14 protein-coding genes are annotated in these 15,843 nt (G+C 50.6%); 4 read left to right on the forward strand and 10 right to left on the reverse strand.

Going from position 1 to position 15,843, the window contains the following annotated elements; all coding sequences use genetic code 11:
* Positions 1-52: 52 nt before the first annotated feature.
* From dctP to LBJ36_08840, 3 genes are read right to left on the reverse strand one after another with little or no spacing between them, the layout of a single operon-like run.
* A complete protein-coding gene (gene dctP / locus LBJ36_08830; protein ID MDR1379140.1) occupies positions 53-1,075 on the reverse strand; it encodes a TRAP transporter substrate-binding protein DctP in 1,023 nt (340 codons plus the stop codon).
* 58 nt (positions 1,076-1,133) lie between these two features.
* Positions 1,134-2,435, reverse strand: a complete 1,302-nt coding sequence (locus LBJ36_08835; GenBank protein ID MDR1379141.1) for a TRAP transporter large permease — start codon at positions 2,433-2,435, stop codon at positions 1,134-1,136.
* Positions 2,436-2,438: 3 nt separating this feature from the next.
* Entirely contained in the window at positions 2,439-2,996 is a 558-nt protein-coding gene (locus LBJ36_08840; GenBank protein ID MDR1379142.1) for a TRAP transporter small permease subunit, read from the reverse strand.
* 217 nt (positions 2,997-3,213) lie between these two features.
* Here LBJ36_08840 and LBJ36_08845 point away from each other — a divergent pair, with 217 nt between their 5' ends.
* The gene (locus tag LBJ36_08845; protein MDR1379143.1) at positions 3,214-4,092 is read left to right on the forward strand and encodes a hypothetical protein; all 879 of its coding nucleotides are present in this window, start codon (positions 3,214-3,216) and stop codon (positions 4,090-4,092) included.
* A gap of 337 nt (positions 4,093-4,429) precedes the next feature.
* Here LBJ36_08845 and LBJ36_08850 read toward each other — a convergent pair whose 3' ends face one another.
* From LBJ36_08850 to LBJ36_08880, 7 genes are all read right to left on the reverse strand, one after another.
* Complete coding sequence (locus tag LBJ36_08850) at positions 4,430-4,891, reverse strand: DIP1984 family protein (GenBank protein MDR1379144.1); 462 nt, start codon at positions 4,889-4,891, stop codon at positions 4,430-4,432.
* A gap of 119 nt (positions 4,892-5,010) precedes the next feature.
* Positions 5,011-6,000 (reverse strand): ATP-binding cassette domain-containing protein, encoded by a 990-nt coding sequence (locus LBJ36_08855; protein MDR1379145.1) that lies wholly within the window; start codon positions 5,998-6,000, stop codon positions 5,011-5,013.
* Positions 6,001-6,032: 32 nt separating this feature from the next.
* Positions 6,033-7,031, reverse strand: coding sequence for an ABC transporter ATP-binding protein (locus LBJ36_08860; protein ID MDR1379146.1), 999 nt, complete (start codon positions 7,029-7,031; stop codon positions 6,033-6,035).
* A gap of 34 nt (positions 7,032-7,065) precedes the next feature.
* The gene (locus LBJ36_08865) at positions 7,066-7,971 is read right to left on the reverse strand and encodes an ABC transporter permease (protein ID MDR1379147.1); all 906 of its coding nucleotides are present in this window, start codon (positions 7,969-7,971) and stop codon (positions 7,066-7,068) included.
* 96 nt (positions 7,972-8,067) lie between these two features.
* On the reverse strand, positions 8,068-8,997 hold the full coding sequence (locus tag LBJ36_08870) for an ABC transporter permease (GenBank protein MDR1379148.1): 930 nt from the start codon (positions 8,995-8,997) through the stop codon (positions 8,068-8,070).
* A 28-nt stretch (positions 8,998-9,025) separates the two neighbouring features.
* Positions 9,026-10,615 carry an ABC transporter substrate-binding protein gene (locus tag LBJ36_08875; GenBank protein ID MDR1379149.1) on the reverse strand — a complete coding sequence of 530 codons (1,590 nt, stop codon included), beginning with the start codon at positions 10,613-10,615 and terminating at the stop codon, positions 9,026-9,028.
* 208 nt (positions 10,616-10,823) lie between these two features.
* Complete coding sequence (locus LBJ36_08880) at positions 10,824-12,431, reverse strand: fused MFS/spermidine synthase (GenBank protein ID MDR1379150.1); 1,608 nt, start codon at positions 12,429-12,431, stop codon at positions 10,824-10,826.
* A gap of 388 nt (positions 12,432-12,819) precedes the next feature.
* Here LBJ36_08880 and LBJ36_08885 point away from each other — a divergent pair, with 388 nt between their 5' ends.
* From LBJ36_08885 to LBJ36_08895, 3 genes are all read left to right on the forward strand, one after another.
* On the forward strand, positions 12,820-13,503 hold the full coding sequence (locus tag LBJ36_08885) for a hypothetical protein (GenBank protein ID MDR1379151.1): 684 nt from the start codon (positions 12,820-12,822) through the stop codon (positions 13,501-13,503).
* Between the two features lie 249 nt (positions 13,504-13,752).
* Entirely contained in the window at positions 13,753-14,760 is a 1,008-nt protein-coding gene (locus LBJ36_08890) for a DUF4118 domain-containing protein (protein MDR1379152.1), read from the forward strand.
* Between the two features lie 98 nt (positions 14,761-14,858).
* Positions 14,859-15,560 carry a response regulator transcription factor gene (locus LBJ36_08895; GenBank protein ID MDR1379153.1) on the forward strand — a complete coding sequence of 234 codons (702 nt, stop codon included), beginning with the start codon at positions 14,859-14,861 and terminating at the stop codon, positions 15,558-15,560.
* The last annotated feature ends 283 nt before the right edge of the window (positions 15,561-15,843 follow it).

Below are 15,843 nucleotides of genomic sequence, written 5' to 3' on the forward strand. Positions count from 1 at the left end.
CCCATATAAAAAAGGCGGGGGGGCCCCCCGCCTAGCTTTTTGCGAAAAAATTCTAGGGTCTAGGAATACCGGATTCCTGGTAAATGCGATCCATCAAATCCTTACCGATCAGCTCCTCCATCTTCGGCCATACGGTCTTGCGGACGTGATCGGCCATCGTGGTCAGCTCTTCGGGCGTTAGGATAACGATCTCCCATCCATATTCATCCTTCAGCATCTGACGATATTTCTCGTCCTCCGCCGCGGCGCGTTCCCACTGTATGGCGGACTCTTCAAGGGCAACCGCCTGAATAATCTCCTGGTCTTCCGGGCTCAACTTGTTCCACAGGTCGAGGTTCAAAGCGACCCACCAAGACTCAAAAAAGTCGTTGTACTGAATCCAGACTTTATTGATGTCTTTAAACTGCCACGACTGGAAGGGAGGTCCGCCCATCTGACCATCGGCGATCCCCGTCTGGATGGCGCTGTAGGCCTCGGCGTAGGGGATCGGGGTGGCGATGTAACCCATAGCCTCATAAGTTAGCTCGCAGGGTTTTATCGGCATGACGCGAACCTTCATCTGATTGTGAACCGTAGGGTCGGCGTAGCTGGGTGGCTTGCTCTTCAGGGAAACCCCAGCCATGCCCACAGGAATAACCGCAAGAGCCTTGACGTTATGAGCCGCCCAAAGATCTTGAATGATCTTGTAGGCCCACCCATCGCTGCCATAAACCTGCTTCGCCTCTTCGATGTCCTTCACAAGGTAGGGGAAGTAATAGGCCAGGTTCAGTTTAGGGTCGAAATTGGAGTTCGCCTGGGCCATGTTCACCTCCAGCGAGCCGCGTGACAGCATCTCGAACGTTTCCGTCCAGTCGCCCAGAAGCCCTCCCGAAAAGACGTCGATGTGAATGCGTCCGTTAGTGCGCTCCTCGACCTTGCGGGCGAACTCCTTGGCGCGGATGTCGTAGTCGCTGTCGACCGGATGGACCTGGGCCATACGCCACTTGTACTCAGGCTCCGCCGCCGTGCCCGCTACGGGCGTCAAAAGAACGACGAAAAGCGTCAGCGCGAAACAAAACATGCTCCATTTCCTCATTGCAATTCCTCCTCATTTATACTAGATTTATACTAGATTTATATTAGATTTTTGGGATTTATTTAATGCCCATCACGAGTCTCGGCAGCCAAAGGGAAAGTTCAGGAAGGTAGGTCGTCAGGATGATAATCGGAAGATGTCCGACGATCATGTAAACCAGCGCCGGGCGAATGTACTCGTTGATGGGAACGTTGCCGATCCGGCCTCCCAGGTAGAGAATGGGCGCCGTGGGAGGCGTGACGTTTCCCAGGCCCAGGTTTGTGCCCAGAATCGCCGCGAAGTGGACGGGATGCACCCCGATCTTGATCATCAGGGGCATCAGGAGGGGAGCCACCAGCATCGTCCCGCTGAGGTCATCCATCAGCATCCCAATAATGATGAGAAACACGTTCACCATCAGAAGAATGACGTATTTGTTATCCGAGACCCCCAACAGGTAATCCGCTATTTTCATAGGCACCTGTTGCATGGTGTAGACGCGCCCCAGGATACTCACGAAAAAGAGCATCATGCAGATGACGCCGCTGGTGGTCGCCGACACGCAGAACGCGCCCCACAGGCTTTTGAGCTTGAGCTCTTTGTGAACGAAGAACCCCACCAAAATGGAGTAAGCCACAGCCACGGCCGCGGACTCCGTCGGCGTGGTGATACCACCATAGATGCCCCCCAGGATGATGATGGGCATCAAAAGACTCCAAAACCCTTTCCCAAAAGCGCGGCCGATCTCCCGATTGCGCGCAGCGGACGGCAGAGGCGGATCTACTTTGATTGTGGGAAATTTTTTGCACATAAAATAATTTATGACGCAAAACACCGTCATCAGTATTATCCCCGGAATCACCGTCGCCAGAAAACAGGCCGCCACGGACTGTTGCGTCACCCATCCGTAGAGAATCATGGGAACAGAAGGGGGAATAAGCTGCCCCAGCACCGCGGCGCAACTGACCATAGCGGTACTGTAGTTGCGCGGATAGCCCAGTTCTTCCAGACGCGGGATCATGATGCTGCCGATGCAAGCCACAGCTGAGGAACAGGTCCCGGAAATGGCTCCAAAGATGGCGCAGGCTACGATGGTCGCGGCTCCCATACCGCCGCGTATGCGCCCCAGCATGGAGTTGGCGAATTCCGTCAGCCGTGAGGCGATCCCTGCGGAACTCATCAGGGACCCGGCCATGATGAAAAACGGAATGGACAAAAGGGTGAGAGAGTTGAGTCCCCGAAAGCCCACGGTCGTCAGAAAGGAGAAGTCCGGAAAGTAGATGACGCCCATGTAGAGCGTCGCGGCCATGAAGCAGAAGGGCACGGGAATGCCTACGATGATGGTGCCGATCAGAATGACGAGATCAATGACGATATGCATGGGTTACTCACTCTCCTGTGCTGTGGATTGGGATGATGAGGGTTGGAGTCCGGTGAAGTGGAAGGGCGCGTATCCAAGGGCCTGCCGCGCGTAGTCCAGAAATTCAATAAAAAAATAGAAGAACATCAGCGCCGCATTGATCATGAGGCTTGCCTGGGCGAAGACCATGGGAATAGACAGGGCGGGAGAACGCTCCCAAGACCGAAGAGACCAGCGGAAATAGCTGATGGTCCACTCCGTGAAAATCCCCGCCAGCACGATCAACACCAGAGAAACCAGCGTTTTGGCGCCGTAGAGTACCCGTTCGTTTTTGATGAAGACATTCAAAAGGTCCGCCTTGATGTGACTGCGCTCCCGCGAGCCGTTGGCAGCTCCCGTAAAGTAGAGCCAAAATCCGCACAGGCAGGCTAACTCCTCGACCCCCATCAAAGGCATCATAAAACCGTAACGCAACACCACTTGTACCAGGATCAACAATACAATGGCAACAGAGGTCGTCACCATTATGATTTGCTGTACCCAATCCAAAACACGCCAGACCAGCAGAAACAAGCGTTTCATCCCACAGATTCATCCTCTCGTTAAATGCCGTATCACTTTGTCGCTTTAGACTAATTTTATACATGTTACTATAAGACATTAATAATGTCGAGCAGCAAACTTGATCAGTGTTCACTACCTAAAGAACCAAGTTCTTCGACGCGCTGTTTGCCTCCTCTGATAAACTGGTATGATATTTCTGGAACAAAGTTCTGAAACTGAGGGAGGTTTTGTCAGTATGAAATCGCGATTCGAGCGTTTGAAAAATATACATCTTCCAAGTTCTATTGATTTCTTGGAAAAAGATGGCGACACTCTTATCATGCAAATGGCGTCCAGGGGATTCGGATGGGGAGATCAGCCTATGAACATGCAAAACGATGGAGCCGCTTTTGAAGCATGGGCACTGGTTGCCAAAACTCACGAATATGATAAGGTCATCTTAAAAGGGGATGTTCCGGATTCTCTTGATTTATCGCGTCTTCATTACAACCGTTTTTTATATCGGGCGCAGCGATTTTATGAGAATTTCGATTGGTTTTCCCTGTCGGATAACTTGAACTCAGCTACTTCAGTTTTTTGTTGCGAAGTTTTTGACAAAAACCGAAATCTTAAGTTGAATGCGCCGTTGCATTCCAGGACATCTGAATCCCACAATCCCGAGGCTCAAGCAGAACGTCATTTCATCGAAAGCCCTGACAAACTCCGTGAATTAACCCAAATAAACGCGAGTGAATTTTTTCGCCAATTGCCTGTGGGGCTTTGCAGCGAAGAAGTAAGAATATTTCCGGGACGCAAAGCCGCAATCGATCTTTGGGCTATTGAAGGAGATTGCGTTCACGTTATCGAGTTGAAAGCAAAGGGGAATAAATTAGGCACATTGTCTGAACTGTTTTTCTACGTCAATTTCGTATATGATTTCTATTGCCTGAAGTTGGCGAGTCCTGAACATATTTCGGAAAACCGCGGTTACGCAAAATTATTGACTTCGTCGCCCAAACGCGTGTATGGACATATCTTAGCGGAAAGCAAACACCCCCTATTGGATTTGGCGTTAGCACAGTTGGCGCAATGCAAAAATAAAAACATGCACTTTAAACAAGCAATAACCTATTAGTTGCTAAAAGCTAAAAGATATAAAGATAAAGATATAAAGATAAAAGATATAAGATAAACTCTTTGCCCAATACCTAATTAAAACTCTACCTTTGAAGCTCTACCTTTCAGCAATGACACCTCCAGTATATCAAAAATTCCCCAAACCCACCCTAAAATCAATCTGACGCTGGTAGTGACAATAACATATAACATATCTGGACAGCGGTCTTATCGCGCTGCGATAGGTACAACATCATTATTTCTGCCCTATGCTCATTGCTTATGCGCGTGATAAGATAACCCTTATCCGGTTTGCGCCACGCCTTGATTTTCTGCCAAACTTTACATAAACTACATTATATCAGTTCAGTAGTCCAGTTCTTTCCCTGCAACTCCGTGTCTAATAGTCGGAACTCCTTAGATAACCCGTCGATTTTGTCTTTAAGTTTGTGACTGTCTAAATACCTCACGTATTTTACACGAGGTTCTCCCTTGTCGAATTGATTACGGCTGTGACTTGTGACTTCGTTATAAATCTCGGTATACGCTTTGATATGAGAAGAGAGGCAGTCACGTCTGGCAATAGCGTCGGTAATGGTTCTTCCGGCCATTTCCGTTAGACAGTTGGTTTTGTTGATCCGTCTTATCAACTCGGAGAGTCTAAGCATATTGGTCTCGTACTCTCGTATCAAATTCTCGACGCTAACGGTCGGTTCCTCGTCTTCCGGCAACCTAACATTTTCTTCGATATGCCGCACGATACTTCTGTTTTGGCGTTGTAATGCTGCCCTTTCACTAAGAGCTTCGGCCAGTTTCATCGCAAATCCTCCTTTCATTATCGTCTGATTGTCGTCGACAAGCACCCGCGCCGGTATTGTGGGCACCGATGAGATGATACCATATACACGGATATATTCGAGTGAGTCCATCTAAATTCCTAAATCATGTGGCAAGCGGCCTGGTGTCCCGGAGCGAGGTCCCGCAGGGAGGGCGTTTCGGCCTTGCAACGCTCGTAAACGTGGGGACAGCGGCTACCAAAGGGGCAACCGGGTGGAAGGTTTACCGAACTGGGCAGGTCGCCCTTCAGTTGGGCTTTGAGCGGAGGCGCGCCGAACTCGATTTTGAGAATGGACCCGATCAGCGCCTGGGTGTAGGGGTGAGCAGCGTGGAAATACACGTCCTCGCGACTGCCGATCTCTACCACGTAGCCCAGGTACATCACGGCTATGCGGTCCGAAATGTGGTAGACCACGTTGAGGTTGTGAGAGATGAACATGTAGGTAAGCCCCATTTTCGTTTGAAGATCAGTAAGCAGGTTGATGATCTGGGACTGGATCGAAACATCCAAAGCCGATACCGGTTCGTCGCAGACCATCAGCTTGGGAGTGAGGGCGAGGGAACGCGCGATACCGATACGCTGGCGTTGCCCGCCCGAAAATTCATGGGGGTAGCGGCGCACGTAAATCGGATCCAGTCCACACATCGCCATCAGCTCTCGTACTCTTTCCCTGCGCTCGGCCTTAGAGTACATTTTTTGAAACACGAAAGGCTCCGCGATGATGTCCCCGACGGTCATGCGCGGGTCCAAAGAAGAGTAGGGGTCCTGAAAGATGATCTGCATGTCCTTGCGCAACGGGCGCAATTGTCTTTCGTCGCAGCGCGTGATGTCCCTTCCGTCGAACTCTATTTTGCCTCCCGTCGGCTCCAGGAGGCGTATGATCATGTGCCCCAGGGTCGTTTTTCCACAGCCGCTCTCACCAACGACACCCAGAGTCTCGCCTTGTTGGATTGTGAGGGAAACGTCGTTCACGGCCTTTACGTAATTTCTGTCAGTGCCGAACCGGGAGCTCCGCACGGCGTACCACTTGCGCAGGTTCTCCAGAGCAAGCAATATTTTCCCCGTTTTTTCCGTTTTTCCCTCGCTCACGTCATCATCCTCTTTTCGCGTTTTCGCGGGACTCAAAGTCTAGCGGCGTCGTATAGCCAGCAACGCACCCGCCGGCTAGAGGAATCCGAGGAATCCGTCGTCAGTTCGGGCCGCTGGGTCTCGCAGATTTTCATGCGGCGCTCGCATCTGGGATGAAACAGGCAGCCACCGGGTCGATGGCTCAGGGAGGGTACCATTCCCTCGATGACGTGAAGATGTCTCCGCTGGTTCTCGATGGTGGGGATGGACTCCAACAACGCCTTCGTGTAGGGGTGAAAGGGATTTGTAAACACTTCTTCCACTCCGCCATATTCCATGACCTTGCCCGCGTACATCACCAGTACGCTTTGGCTCACCTGGGCCACAACACCCAAGTCATGGGTGATCATGAGCACCGAGGTGTTCAATTCTTTTTTCAGTTCGTTGATCAGTTCGAGAATCTGGGCTTGGATTGTCACATCTAAGGCGGTGGTAGGTTCGTCGCAGATTAAAAGGGCAGGATTGCAGCACAAGGCGATGGCGATCATCACACGCTGACGCATACCTCCGGAAAGCTGGTGAGGGTAGTCGTCGAAACGCTTCTCAGACATGGGAATACCCACTTTTTCCAGCATTTTGATAGCGACCCGCCGCGCCCGTCTCCTGGACATGCCCTGGTGGATGCGCGGACTCTCCATGATCTGGCTCCCGATGGTGTACACCGGATTCAGCGCGGTCATGGGCTCCTGAAAGACCATGGCAATTTTCCCTCCCCGCACGGCGCGCATCTCTTTCTCGCTCAACCTCAAGATATCTTCGCCCTCTACTCGCACCTCACCAGTCACGATCTTGCCTGGCGGCGTCTGGACCAGCCTCATGATGGAGAGCGCCGCGACGCTCTTGCCGCTGCCACTCTCGCCAACGATGCCCAGGGTTTCTCCTTTTTTCACGCTGAAGCTCACGTCATCCAGAGCGTAAACGACGCCTTCGTCGGTGTAAAAGTAGGTAGACAGATTGCGGACGTCCAGTAAAGTGTCGTTTGTTGTTCGCATTGTTTGCATGATTTGCATTATTTGCGTCGTCTGGCTAGAGGTTTTTGAGTTTGGGATCTAGAGCGTCGCGCAAGGCATCCCCCAGCAGGTTGAAAGCCAGCACGGTCAACACCAACGCAATGCCTGGGTAAACGCTGTATCCTGGATTCGAGCGCAAATGCCGCCGAGCGACACTGATCATCTCGCCCCAACTGGACTGAGGCGGCTGTACGCCAAGCCCCAGAAAGCTGAGGCTCGCTTCATACATGATATCGGCGGGAATCTCCATCGTGGCGATGACGATGATTGTGGAGAGGCAGTTGGGAATCATGTGACGCACCACAATGGCCAAGTTACTTCCGCCGCTGGCCCTTGCCGCCTGCACGTACTCGTTTCCCTTCAACTGAATGACCTGCGCGCGAATGACGCGGGCAACGCTGGTCCATCCCACAAAACCGATGGCGAAGAAAACGTTGATGACCCCCGTTCCAAACACGAACATAATGACAATGGCAAAAAGGATCTGGGGAAAGGCGGCGAACATCTCAATAATTCTGGAGATCACGGCGTCCGTTTTGCCGCCGTAGTAACCGGCCAGAGCCCCCAACAGCACGCCGATGGTGATGGCTATCGCCTCGGCGACGATGCCCACCGCCAGAGATACGCGAGCGCCGTAAACGATACGGGATAAAATATCGCGCCCGAACTCGTCGGTTCCCAACCAATGTTTTGGAGTGGAGCGGGACATGACGGCCTCGATATCTTGGTAAGATTGGTCATACGGGGTGATGAATGGGGCAAAAATAGCGACCAACGCCATGAAAACAATAAAAACAAAACAGGTCATCGCGATTTTGTCGCGACTCAGTCGAAGAATGGCATCGTGGTAAAAACTGGTAAACCTCACGGAGTCTTCTGGAGGTGTTTTTGTTGAGTTTTTCGAGATCCTGACGTTTTCCACTTTTTATGCTTCCTTTTTTTGTGCTTCCTTTTTTTATACTTCTTTTTATACTTCCTTTTTTTATACTTCCTTACTTTTGTGCTTTTTTATGCTTTTTTATGCTTCATTTGTTACGCGGATCCTTGGATCAATCAGGCCGTACACGAGGTCGATAAGAAGGTTCATCAAAACGAACACGGCTGCGATATAGATCGTACAGCCTTGGATAACCGGAATGTCCCGTTTCATGATACCGTCGACCAGGAGCCTGCCGAGTCCATTAATGGCAAAAACCGTTTCAACTAAGACGGAACCACCCAGGATGGATTTCATGAGTGTGCCAAGGTAAGTAAGAATAGGAATGGCGGCGTTTTTGAGCGCGTGTACCACCACCACAGCCACCTCCCCGGCGCCTTTGGAGCGGGCGGTGCGCACGTAATCTTGATTCAGCGCGTCGAGCATGTTGGTGCGGGTGAGCCGCGCCAGGGACGCCGCGTAGATCATGCCCAGAGCGACGGAAGGGAGGATGTAGGAGGAGACAGACCTTAGCCCTGAGATGGGTAAAACCTTCAGCCACAGTCCAAATACGAGCTGGAGAATGATGGCGAGCCAGAAAGAGGGCAAAGCCATGCCTAGCGTCGAGACAAACATGATAATCCTGTCCAGCGCCCCGCCGCGGAACACGGCGGCGAGTATCCCCATAAGGATGCCCACGGCGATAGCGAAAAAGAGCACTCCCACGGCGATAGACCCAGTGACGGAGAAGCCCCGCGCCAGCAAAACGCTTACCGGCAGTTTTTGAAAATAAGAGTTACCAAAGTCGCCTGAAAAAGAATTTTTCAGAAAGGTCCAATACTGTACGTACAGCGGATCATTAAGCCCCATCTGCTGGCGTATGCGTTCGATGGTGGCCGCGTCCGCCTTTCTCTCCATCATTACGGCCACGGGGTCGCCTGGGGCGACGTTCACCATGATAAACACGATGAGCGTTACCCCAACGAGCACCACAATAGCCTGCCAGAGGCGATTCAGAATGAATTTGAGCAAAAAAGATTTCCCACGCGAAATTCCGACTTTACTTGGCGATATCGATTTCGGCGATATCGATTTCATAAAAACGAAGCAGGCTGTTGTCGTAGATCACACCCCTGACACCGTCGGCCACCAAGTAGTAGGTGACAGGGTTATAGAGCGGCGCCACGATGTGTTGTTCTTCCACGAGGTAATTTTCGAGTTCGAGGTAAATTTTCTCTCGCTCCGCTCCCATGGACGCGCGTCCCCGCGCTAACATTTCGTCGGTTTTCGCGTCCTTCCAGTTGGAGGAAAAAAGCTGGGAGCTGGTGGAGTGATAAAACGTGTAGGTGAAGTTATCAGGGTCGGAGATGTCCTTGAACCACGTAAGAAGCGGAACCTGCACCTGACCTGCCCGGCGTATGTCCACGTAGGTGCCCTGGTCAACACGGTTCACGTTCAGCGTGATGTTCGAGGCCTTGAATTGTTCCTGCAGCACGACGGCAACTTTGGCGACCTCCTGAGTCTCGGAGACGTAGCTCTCGATGGTGACGCCGTCGGGGTAACCGGCCTCAGCTAGCAACGATTTGACCTTTGTGGGGTTGTATTCATAGGGGCGATCCACGTGGGCGGCGATGCCTGGAGGAATCATACAGTTGGCGGGCGTACCATTACCGTCTAAAAAGCTCTTCAACAACCCCTCGCGGTCGATGGCATAGGAAACGGCCTCTCGGACTTTGACGTTGTTTAGGGGCGGCATATTGACATTCATGTTCATCGCGATGATACCCATCAGGTCCACTCGCACAAGGTTTTTCGCGAAATCTCCCGTTTTATAAGAGGCGACCACGTCGTTATCCACGCGAACCACGTCCAGGTTCCCCACCTCGTACTCCATCAAAGCAGTACCTTGGTCCATAACGTAAATATAGAGTTCGTCAATCTTGGCCGGAGTGCCATGGTAGCCTTTGAATCGTTTGGCGTGCATGACCTCTTTGCTGGAAAACTCCACCAGTTCGAAGGGGCCCGTTCCCACGAAAGTAGTGAGACCCCAATGGGTTCCCGCTTCTTCGCAGGCTTTTTTAGGATAAATCATCATCTGCTCGCAACCCAACACCGAAAGGAAAGGGGCATAGGGTTCGCTGAGTTCTATGCTGAAGGAGTAATCGTCGATAATTTTGAAGCCCTCCAGCGTCGGGGCCTTGCCCTCCAGCATTTCGGGAGCGCCTTTGATCATGTCGCAAAGCCAGGTGTTCAGGTTCTGGGTCTTGGGGTCGAAAATGCGGTTAAAGGTAAACTCCACGTCGGTGGCGCGCAATTCAGTTCCGTCGTGAAATTTGATTCCCTCTTTTAGCTTGAAGATGAACAAAGTGCCGTCCTCCGACATTTCAGGAAGCGCGTCAAGCAGCAGGGGATGGATGGTGCCCTCGGAATCGACGCGGACGAGGGGCTCACCTAGGGGATTCGCGGCCTGCATAACGTCGTTGGTGGTGTGCTTGTGCACATCGAGAAGCTCTAAATCGGCAAAGTTATAAGCATAGCGGAATACTTTGGGTTCGCCAGAACCCGTGGCGGCGAAAGCGGCGGAACAAGCGACGAGCGACAAGACAAAAATCGACAAAAAAGAAAGCGATCGCAATGTCTTACGTTTCATATCAAGTCCTCCTTAATTTAGAACACGAAGTTCAGAAATTTAGAACATGAAGTTCAGATCGAACGACGAGCGAACAAAGAAAAAGCTCTCCTCAATAATCTCCTTTAAACAATTTCCTTTAAATAAATAATCTCCTTTATTCTTCTATTCTTCTATAATTTTCCTGTTATCTTTTCCTGTTCTCTTCTCCTGCTACCCGATTATCCAATTATTCCATCAAAGCGTAGCGCTCCACAGGAGCAAAGGCGTCCGTAAAAGGGGGAATCGAGGGGGTGAAGGGCTCCATCCATCGGTGAGAAAGCAGGCGGGATATTTCGGGGTCGTAGGGGGGCAAGATGGGCAGCTCGTCCACCGACTTGAAGGCTACAATCATAATGTTCTGCCGCGCTTGGGCGAAGGGCGCTTCAGGACGCGAGGCGGGAAAAATCAGCACCCGAGGGAAAACCTGGCTGAGAGCCGCGTAGATGCCGTGAAAAACGCCGCTCTTGGGACCGCGCAAGGAGGAAATAACGTTAGAGACCAATACTCCGTTGGGGGCCAAGAGCTTCGACATGTTTTCCGCGGCCTCCACCGTGGCCAGATGGAAGGGGATTGTGTACCAGGAAGCGAACACGTCCGCGAAGACCGCGTCGTAAGACCCCGCCAAATTAGGGTTCCTGACGGCTCTGTTCAGGTAACTCCGGGCGTCTTCATGGTAAACGGAGAGGGCGGGACTGTCCCGAAGGTCGAAGTATTTCCGCGCGACCTTTGTGATACCTGGGTCGATCTCCACGATATCCATAGAAAAGGTGGGAAACCGAGCCTCATTCACGTGAGTGGCAACCAGGTGGCGAGGGACACAGTATCCACCGCCTCCCAGCATCAAGATCTTTTGCACGCCGGGGTTGTAGTAAAAAGCCAGATCGTAGAACTTGGTGTAATCGCTGACCAGTTCCGAGGGATTATCTGTGTAGATGATGGACTGGGCTCCCTCTCCCACCGCCGCGGTCATCAAAAAGCGGGCGCGGCGTCCGTTGGGGCGTGTCTGCTCCGCGATCCAGATGTGATTGTAAGCCGTGTCCACGTGCTCGCCGATGGGCATCATGGGCATTCCCCAGAGCTTTGTCCCCGCCACTAACATCAGAAACGCTACGCAGAGCACGTTAGCTTTCTTCCAGATCGACCGATAGAGCAGAAGGGCCACAACCGTCAGGGTAAAAGCCACCAGCAGAAGAATGGTCCCTGCGGCGAAGACCGAGATCAAGACGAACCCGCCCAGAAACGTCCCCAGAATGCTGCCCGTTGAGGACAGGGCCGAGAACCGTCCCACAGTCTTTCCAGAGGATCCTACGTCCCGCATGGCCAAGCGCACGATGAAAGGGGACACCATCCCCAACAATACGCTGGGCAGGGCGAAAAGCAACAAGGCCGCGAAGACGGAGGAGATATAGACGCTGCTGATGGTTTTGGAGAGAAACGTCAAAATGGGATTCGCGAAGAGGGCCAGAAAACCCGTACAAAAGGAGGCCAGCAGAACAATCCTCGCCAAGACCTTCTGATCAGGGCGAAAGTCCGCCGCAACTCCGCCCAGCCAGTAACCCGCGCTGAGACTGGCCATAATGACGCCGATCAAGGCTGTCCAGACCACCAAAGACGTCCCCATATAGGGGGCAATCACGCGAGATCCCGCCATTTCCAAGACCATGACAGCGGCGCCGCAGAGAAAGGAAGCGACCTCCAGCGCGCCAAAACGAAAACGGTTCTTGCCGTCTTTCCGCTCGCTGTTTTTATCTGTGGCGGCGGTAGCTTTGTAAGACTTGGTTTTAATGGAGTCCATTTCAGAAATCACCTCATGGCATGTCAAGATGGAAACACGATCCCTATTATATAACAAACACTTCTCCATACATTTTCTTGCATTTTCTTGTTATCCAGAGCTGGAGGCAGTGGATTCGGGACTCTGCTTCTCTCTCCGGCTTTGTTTTGTGGCTTTGTTTTGTGGGTCTATTTTAGAAAATACCGCCATATTATGAATAATTTTTTTATTCGCCTTGTTCCGTGATGGTTTTCCAAAGCTACAGGTCATTGTTTAACATTTTCTTTACGCAAACCCAGGATTATGTACGGTATCTTAATGGGCATATCATTTACAATGTGCTTATAAACTGATTTATTATTATAGTAAGGTGGTAGAGATACTTAATTCACTGAAAGGGGACAAAAGAATGCCTGACAATGACAATTTAAAAAAGCTGCTCGAAGAAGGAGAGGAAATACGCTGGAGCGGTTCTCCTCAACCATATGGACTCTTTGACGAGACTCACAAAATTTTGACCCTTCTATCTCTGTTTTGGGCTGTGACGTGGGGAGTGATTTTGATAGGTGGTTATTACGCGTTTGCCGTTTCGCGGGCGCTGGAGATCAAGACCTCCGTCATGATCTTCTGCGCGGCGGTACCTCTCTTGTTGGCTTGGAGTCCCTGGAGGGATAAAAACAGCATCAAAAAACTGCAGTACGCAATTACAGATAAAAAAGTCGTCGTTTTTTCCTCGGAGGGGATAAAAGAGTGTGTTCTGCCGATCACAAACATTGACGCCATGCGGATTGAACGGATTGAGCGGATTCAACAGACTCAACGGATTGAAAAGAATGAAAAGAATGAAAAAAATGGAAAGAATGAAAAAAATGAAAAAGCCAGCAACGGCACCTGCCATATCAGATTTGGATCGTCCACCTTCAAAGCGTCGGCGAAGAAGTTGCTCACTTTGGCGACCCGCGGCGAATACGAGATCGCAAGCGACACAAAAAACTACACAGGTCTGGTGTTTTACAATGTGAGCGCTAGCGATGGAGACGAGATTTGTGACTTTTTGAAACCCTACGTCACAATCGAGAGCAACGTTCGATAAACGTTAAACGTTAAACGTTGCGCTAGTTTCTATTGTTCTATTATTATGATCGATCATGATGATCAATAGCTATAATCAATAACTATAATCAATAACTATGATCGATAGTGATAAGCAATGAATGAATTGACAGCGGAATTTCGGTTCTACTGTCAATTTTTTGTGTGTTTGTGCTATGATAATAATATGAAGTCACGTTTTCTAGGTAAAGGGAAGCATTTATTTCGCATATCTCTGAGGGATCTATTGATGACCGCCTTTATCATCGCGGTATCTACGTTGCTGTGTGGCGTTTCGAGTTTTTTCAGCAGTACGGATATTTACGCGCCATTGATTTTCGTGCTGACCGTTCTAATGGTGTCCCGGTTGACCGAAGGTTATTTTTATGGCATTTTCACGTCGATTATCGCGGTTTTTGGTGTCAATTACGTGTTCACTTATCCTTATTTTGCTTTCAATTTCACGATCAGCGGTTATCCTTTGACGTTTTTCACGATGTTGGCGGTGTCGGTCATCACCAGCACCCTCACCACGCAAATCAAACAGCAGGAAAAACTGCGCATCGAAACGGAAAAAGAAAAACTGCGCGCTAATTTGTTGCGGGCAATTTCACACGATCTGAGAACTCCTCTCACCTCCATCGTCGGGTCCACTTCTGCGATCTTGGAGGACGAAAATCGCTTGACCGACGACCAGAAGCGCGACTTACTGCGAGAGGTCAGGGACGATGCTCTGTGGCTTATCCGCATGGTGGAAAATCTTCTATCCATCACGCGGATGGGGGGAGAGGCGGCCATTCACAAACAACCGGAGGTTCTGGAGGAACTGGTCGGGTCGGCCGTCCATAAATTCCGTAGAGGTTATCCTACTGCGCCTTTGCATGTCTCGATACCCGATGAACCGATCTTTATTTATGTGGATATCATTCTCATCGAGCAGGTCTTGATGAACCTTATGGAAAATGCTATAAATCACGGAAAGCCACTAACGCGTATCAATCTGTCCACCATAGTGGAAAGGGAGGAAGTGATTTTCTCCGTGGAAAACGATGGAAAACAGATCGATGAGTCTATACTGTCTCGCCTCTTCGATGGATACTGCGCTAGGACCGATGAAAGGGGAGAAATCGGCAGCAGGCGCAATATGGGAATTGGATTATCGGTGTGCGCGTCAATTATCAAGGCGCACGGTGGGAAGATTTCCGCGGAAAACATAGCGTCCGGCGGAGTTCGTTTCCGTTTTTCGTTGCCGTCGTAGGAGTCGTAGGAAAGGGCCCTCGTATAGTTCGGAATACTATGCGAAATATATCTGCTAGCTATGAGTAGATATTAGTACGCTAAAAGGATCGGTGTCTTATGCCTCTTAAAGACCGTATATTAATTGTAGAAGACGAAAACAGTATTAGCCATTTCATCGCGGCGGTTTTGACTTCCAATAAGTACGACGTGATTGTCGCGCGAACAGGATCGGAAGCCTATACTATGATCACGTCCCAATGTCCTGATCTTGTTTTGCTGGATTTAGGTCTTCCGGATATGGATGGGATTTCCATCATTAAGATGGTTCGTGAATGGTCACGGCTTCCTATTGTGGTGGTTTCCGCCAGAATGCACGAACGAGATAAAGTGGAGGCTCTGGATATGGGGGCTGACGACTACATCACGAAACCCTTCGGCCCGTCGGAGCTGTTGGCCCGCATACGCACGGCAATTCGACATACCCGGAACACGCTCCCCGACGTAACACAAAAAGGCAAATATCAGGTTGCCGACTTGGTGATCGACTACGACAAACATCAAGTACTCATCGCTGGCGTCAACGCTCGCCTCACGCACAACGAGTACAGGGTCATAGCCTTGTTAGGGCAGTACGCGGGTAAGGTGATCACGTATGACTACCTTTTGAGAGAGATCTGGGGTCCCAGATTGAAGGGAGACAACCAGATTCTCAGAGTGAACATGGCCAATATTCGGCGAAAGATCGAAAAAAACCCGGCGGAACCGGAATATATTTTCACGGAAGCGGGCGTTGGCTACCGCCTACGGGAAGAGGAATGAGGAATAAATAGAATCTCGTGCATACCTCTACAAAAACATAGGAAATGAACGAAAAGAATCAACGCAAATGAACACTAAGACCCGTATAGAATCTTGCTTCTTGGTGGTATCATCCCCATAAGTAAGGCTACAAGTTACAAGTAAGGCTGTAAGTAAGGCAATGAAATGGGTAATGTTTTTGGTTTTTTGATCTAGCTTCTGAGCCCGCAAGTATTCCCGATGGCAAGAAAGAGAGGTGCGACTTCCCCCGATAGCCAAAAAGGACAGGCGGATTTTAAAAGAA

The sequence above is a fragment of the Synergistaceae bacterium genome (genome assembly GCA_031267575.1).
Lineage (GTDB): Bacteria > Synergistota > Synergistia > Synergistales > Aminobacteriaceae > JAIRYN01.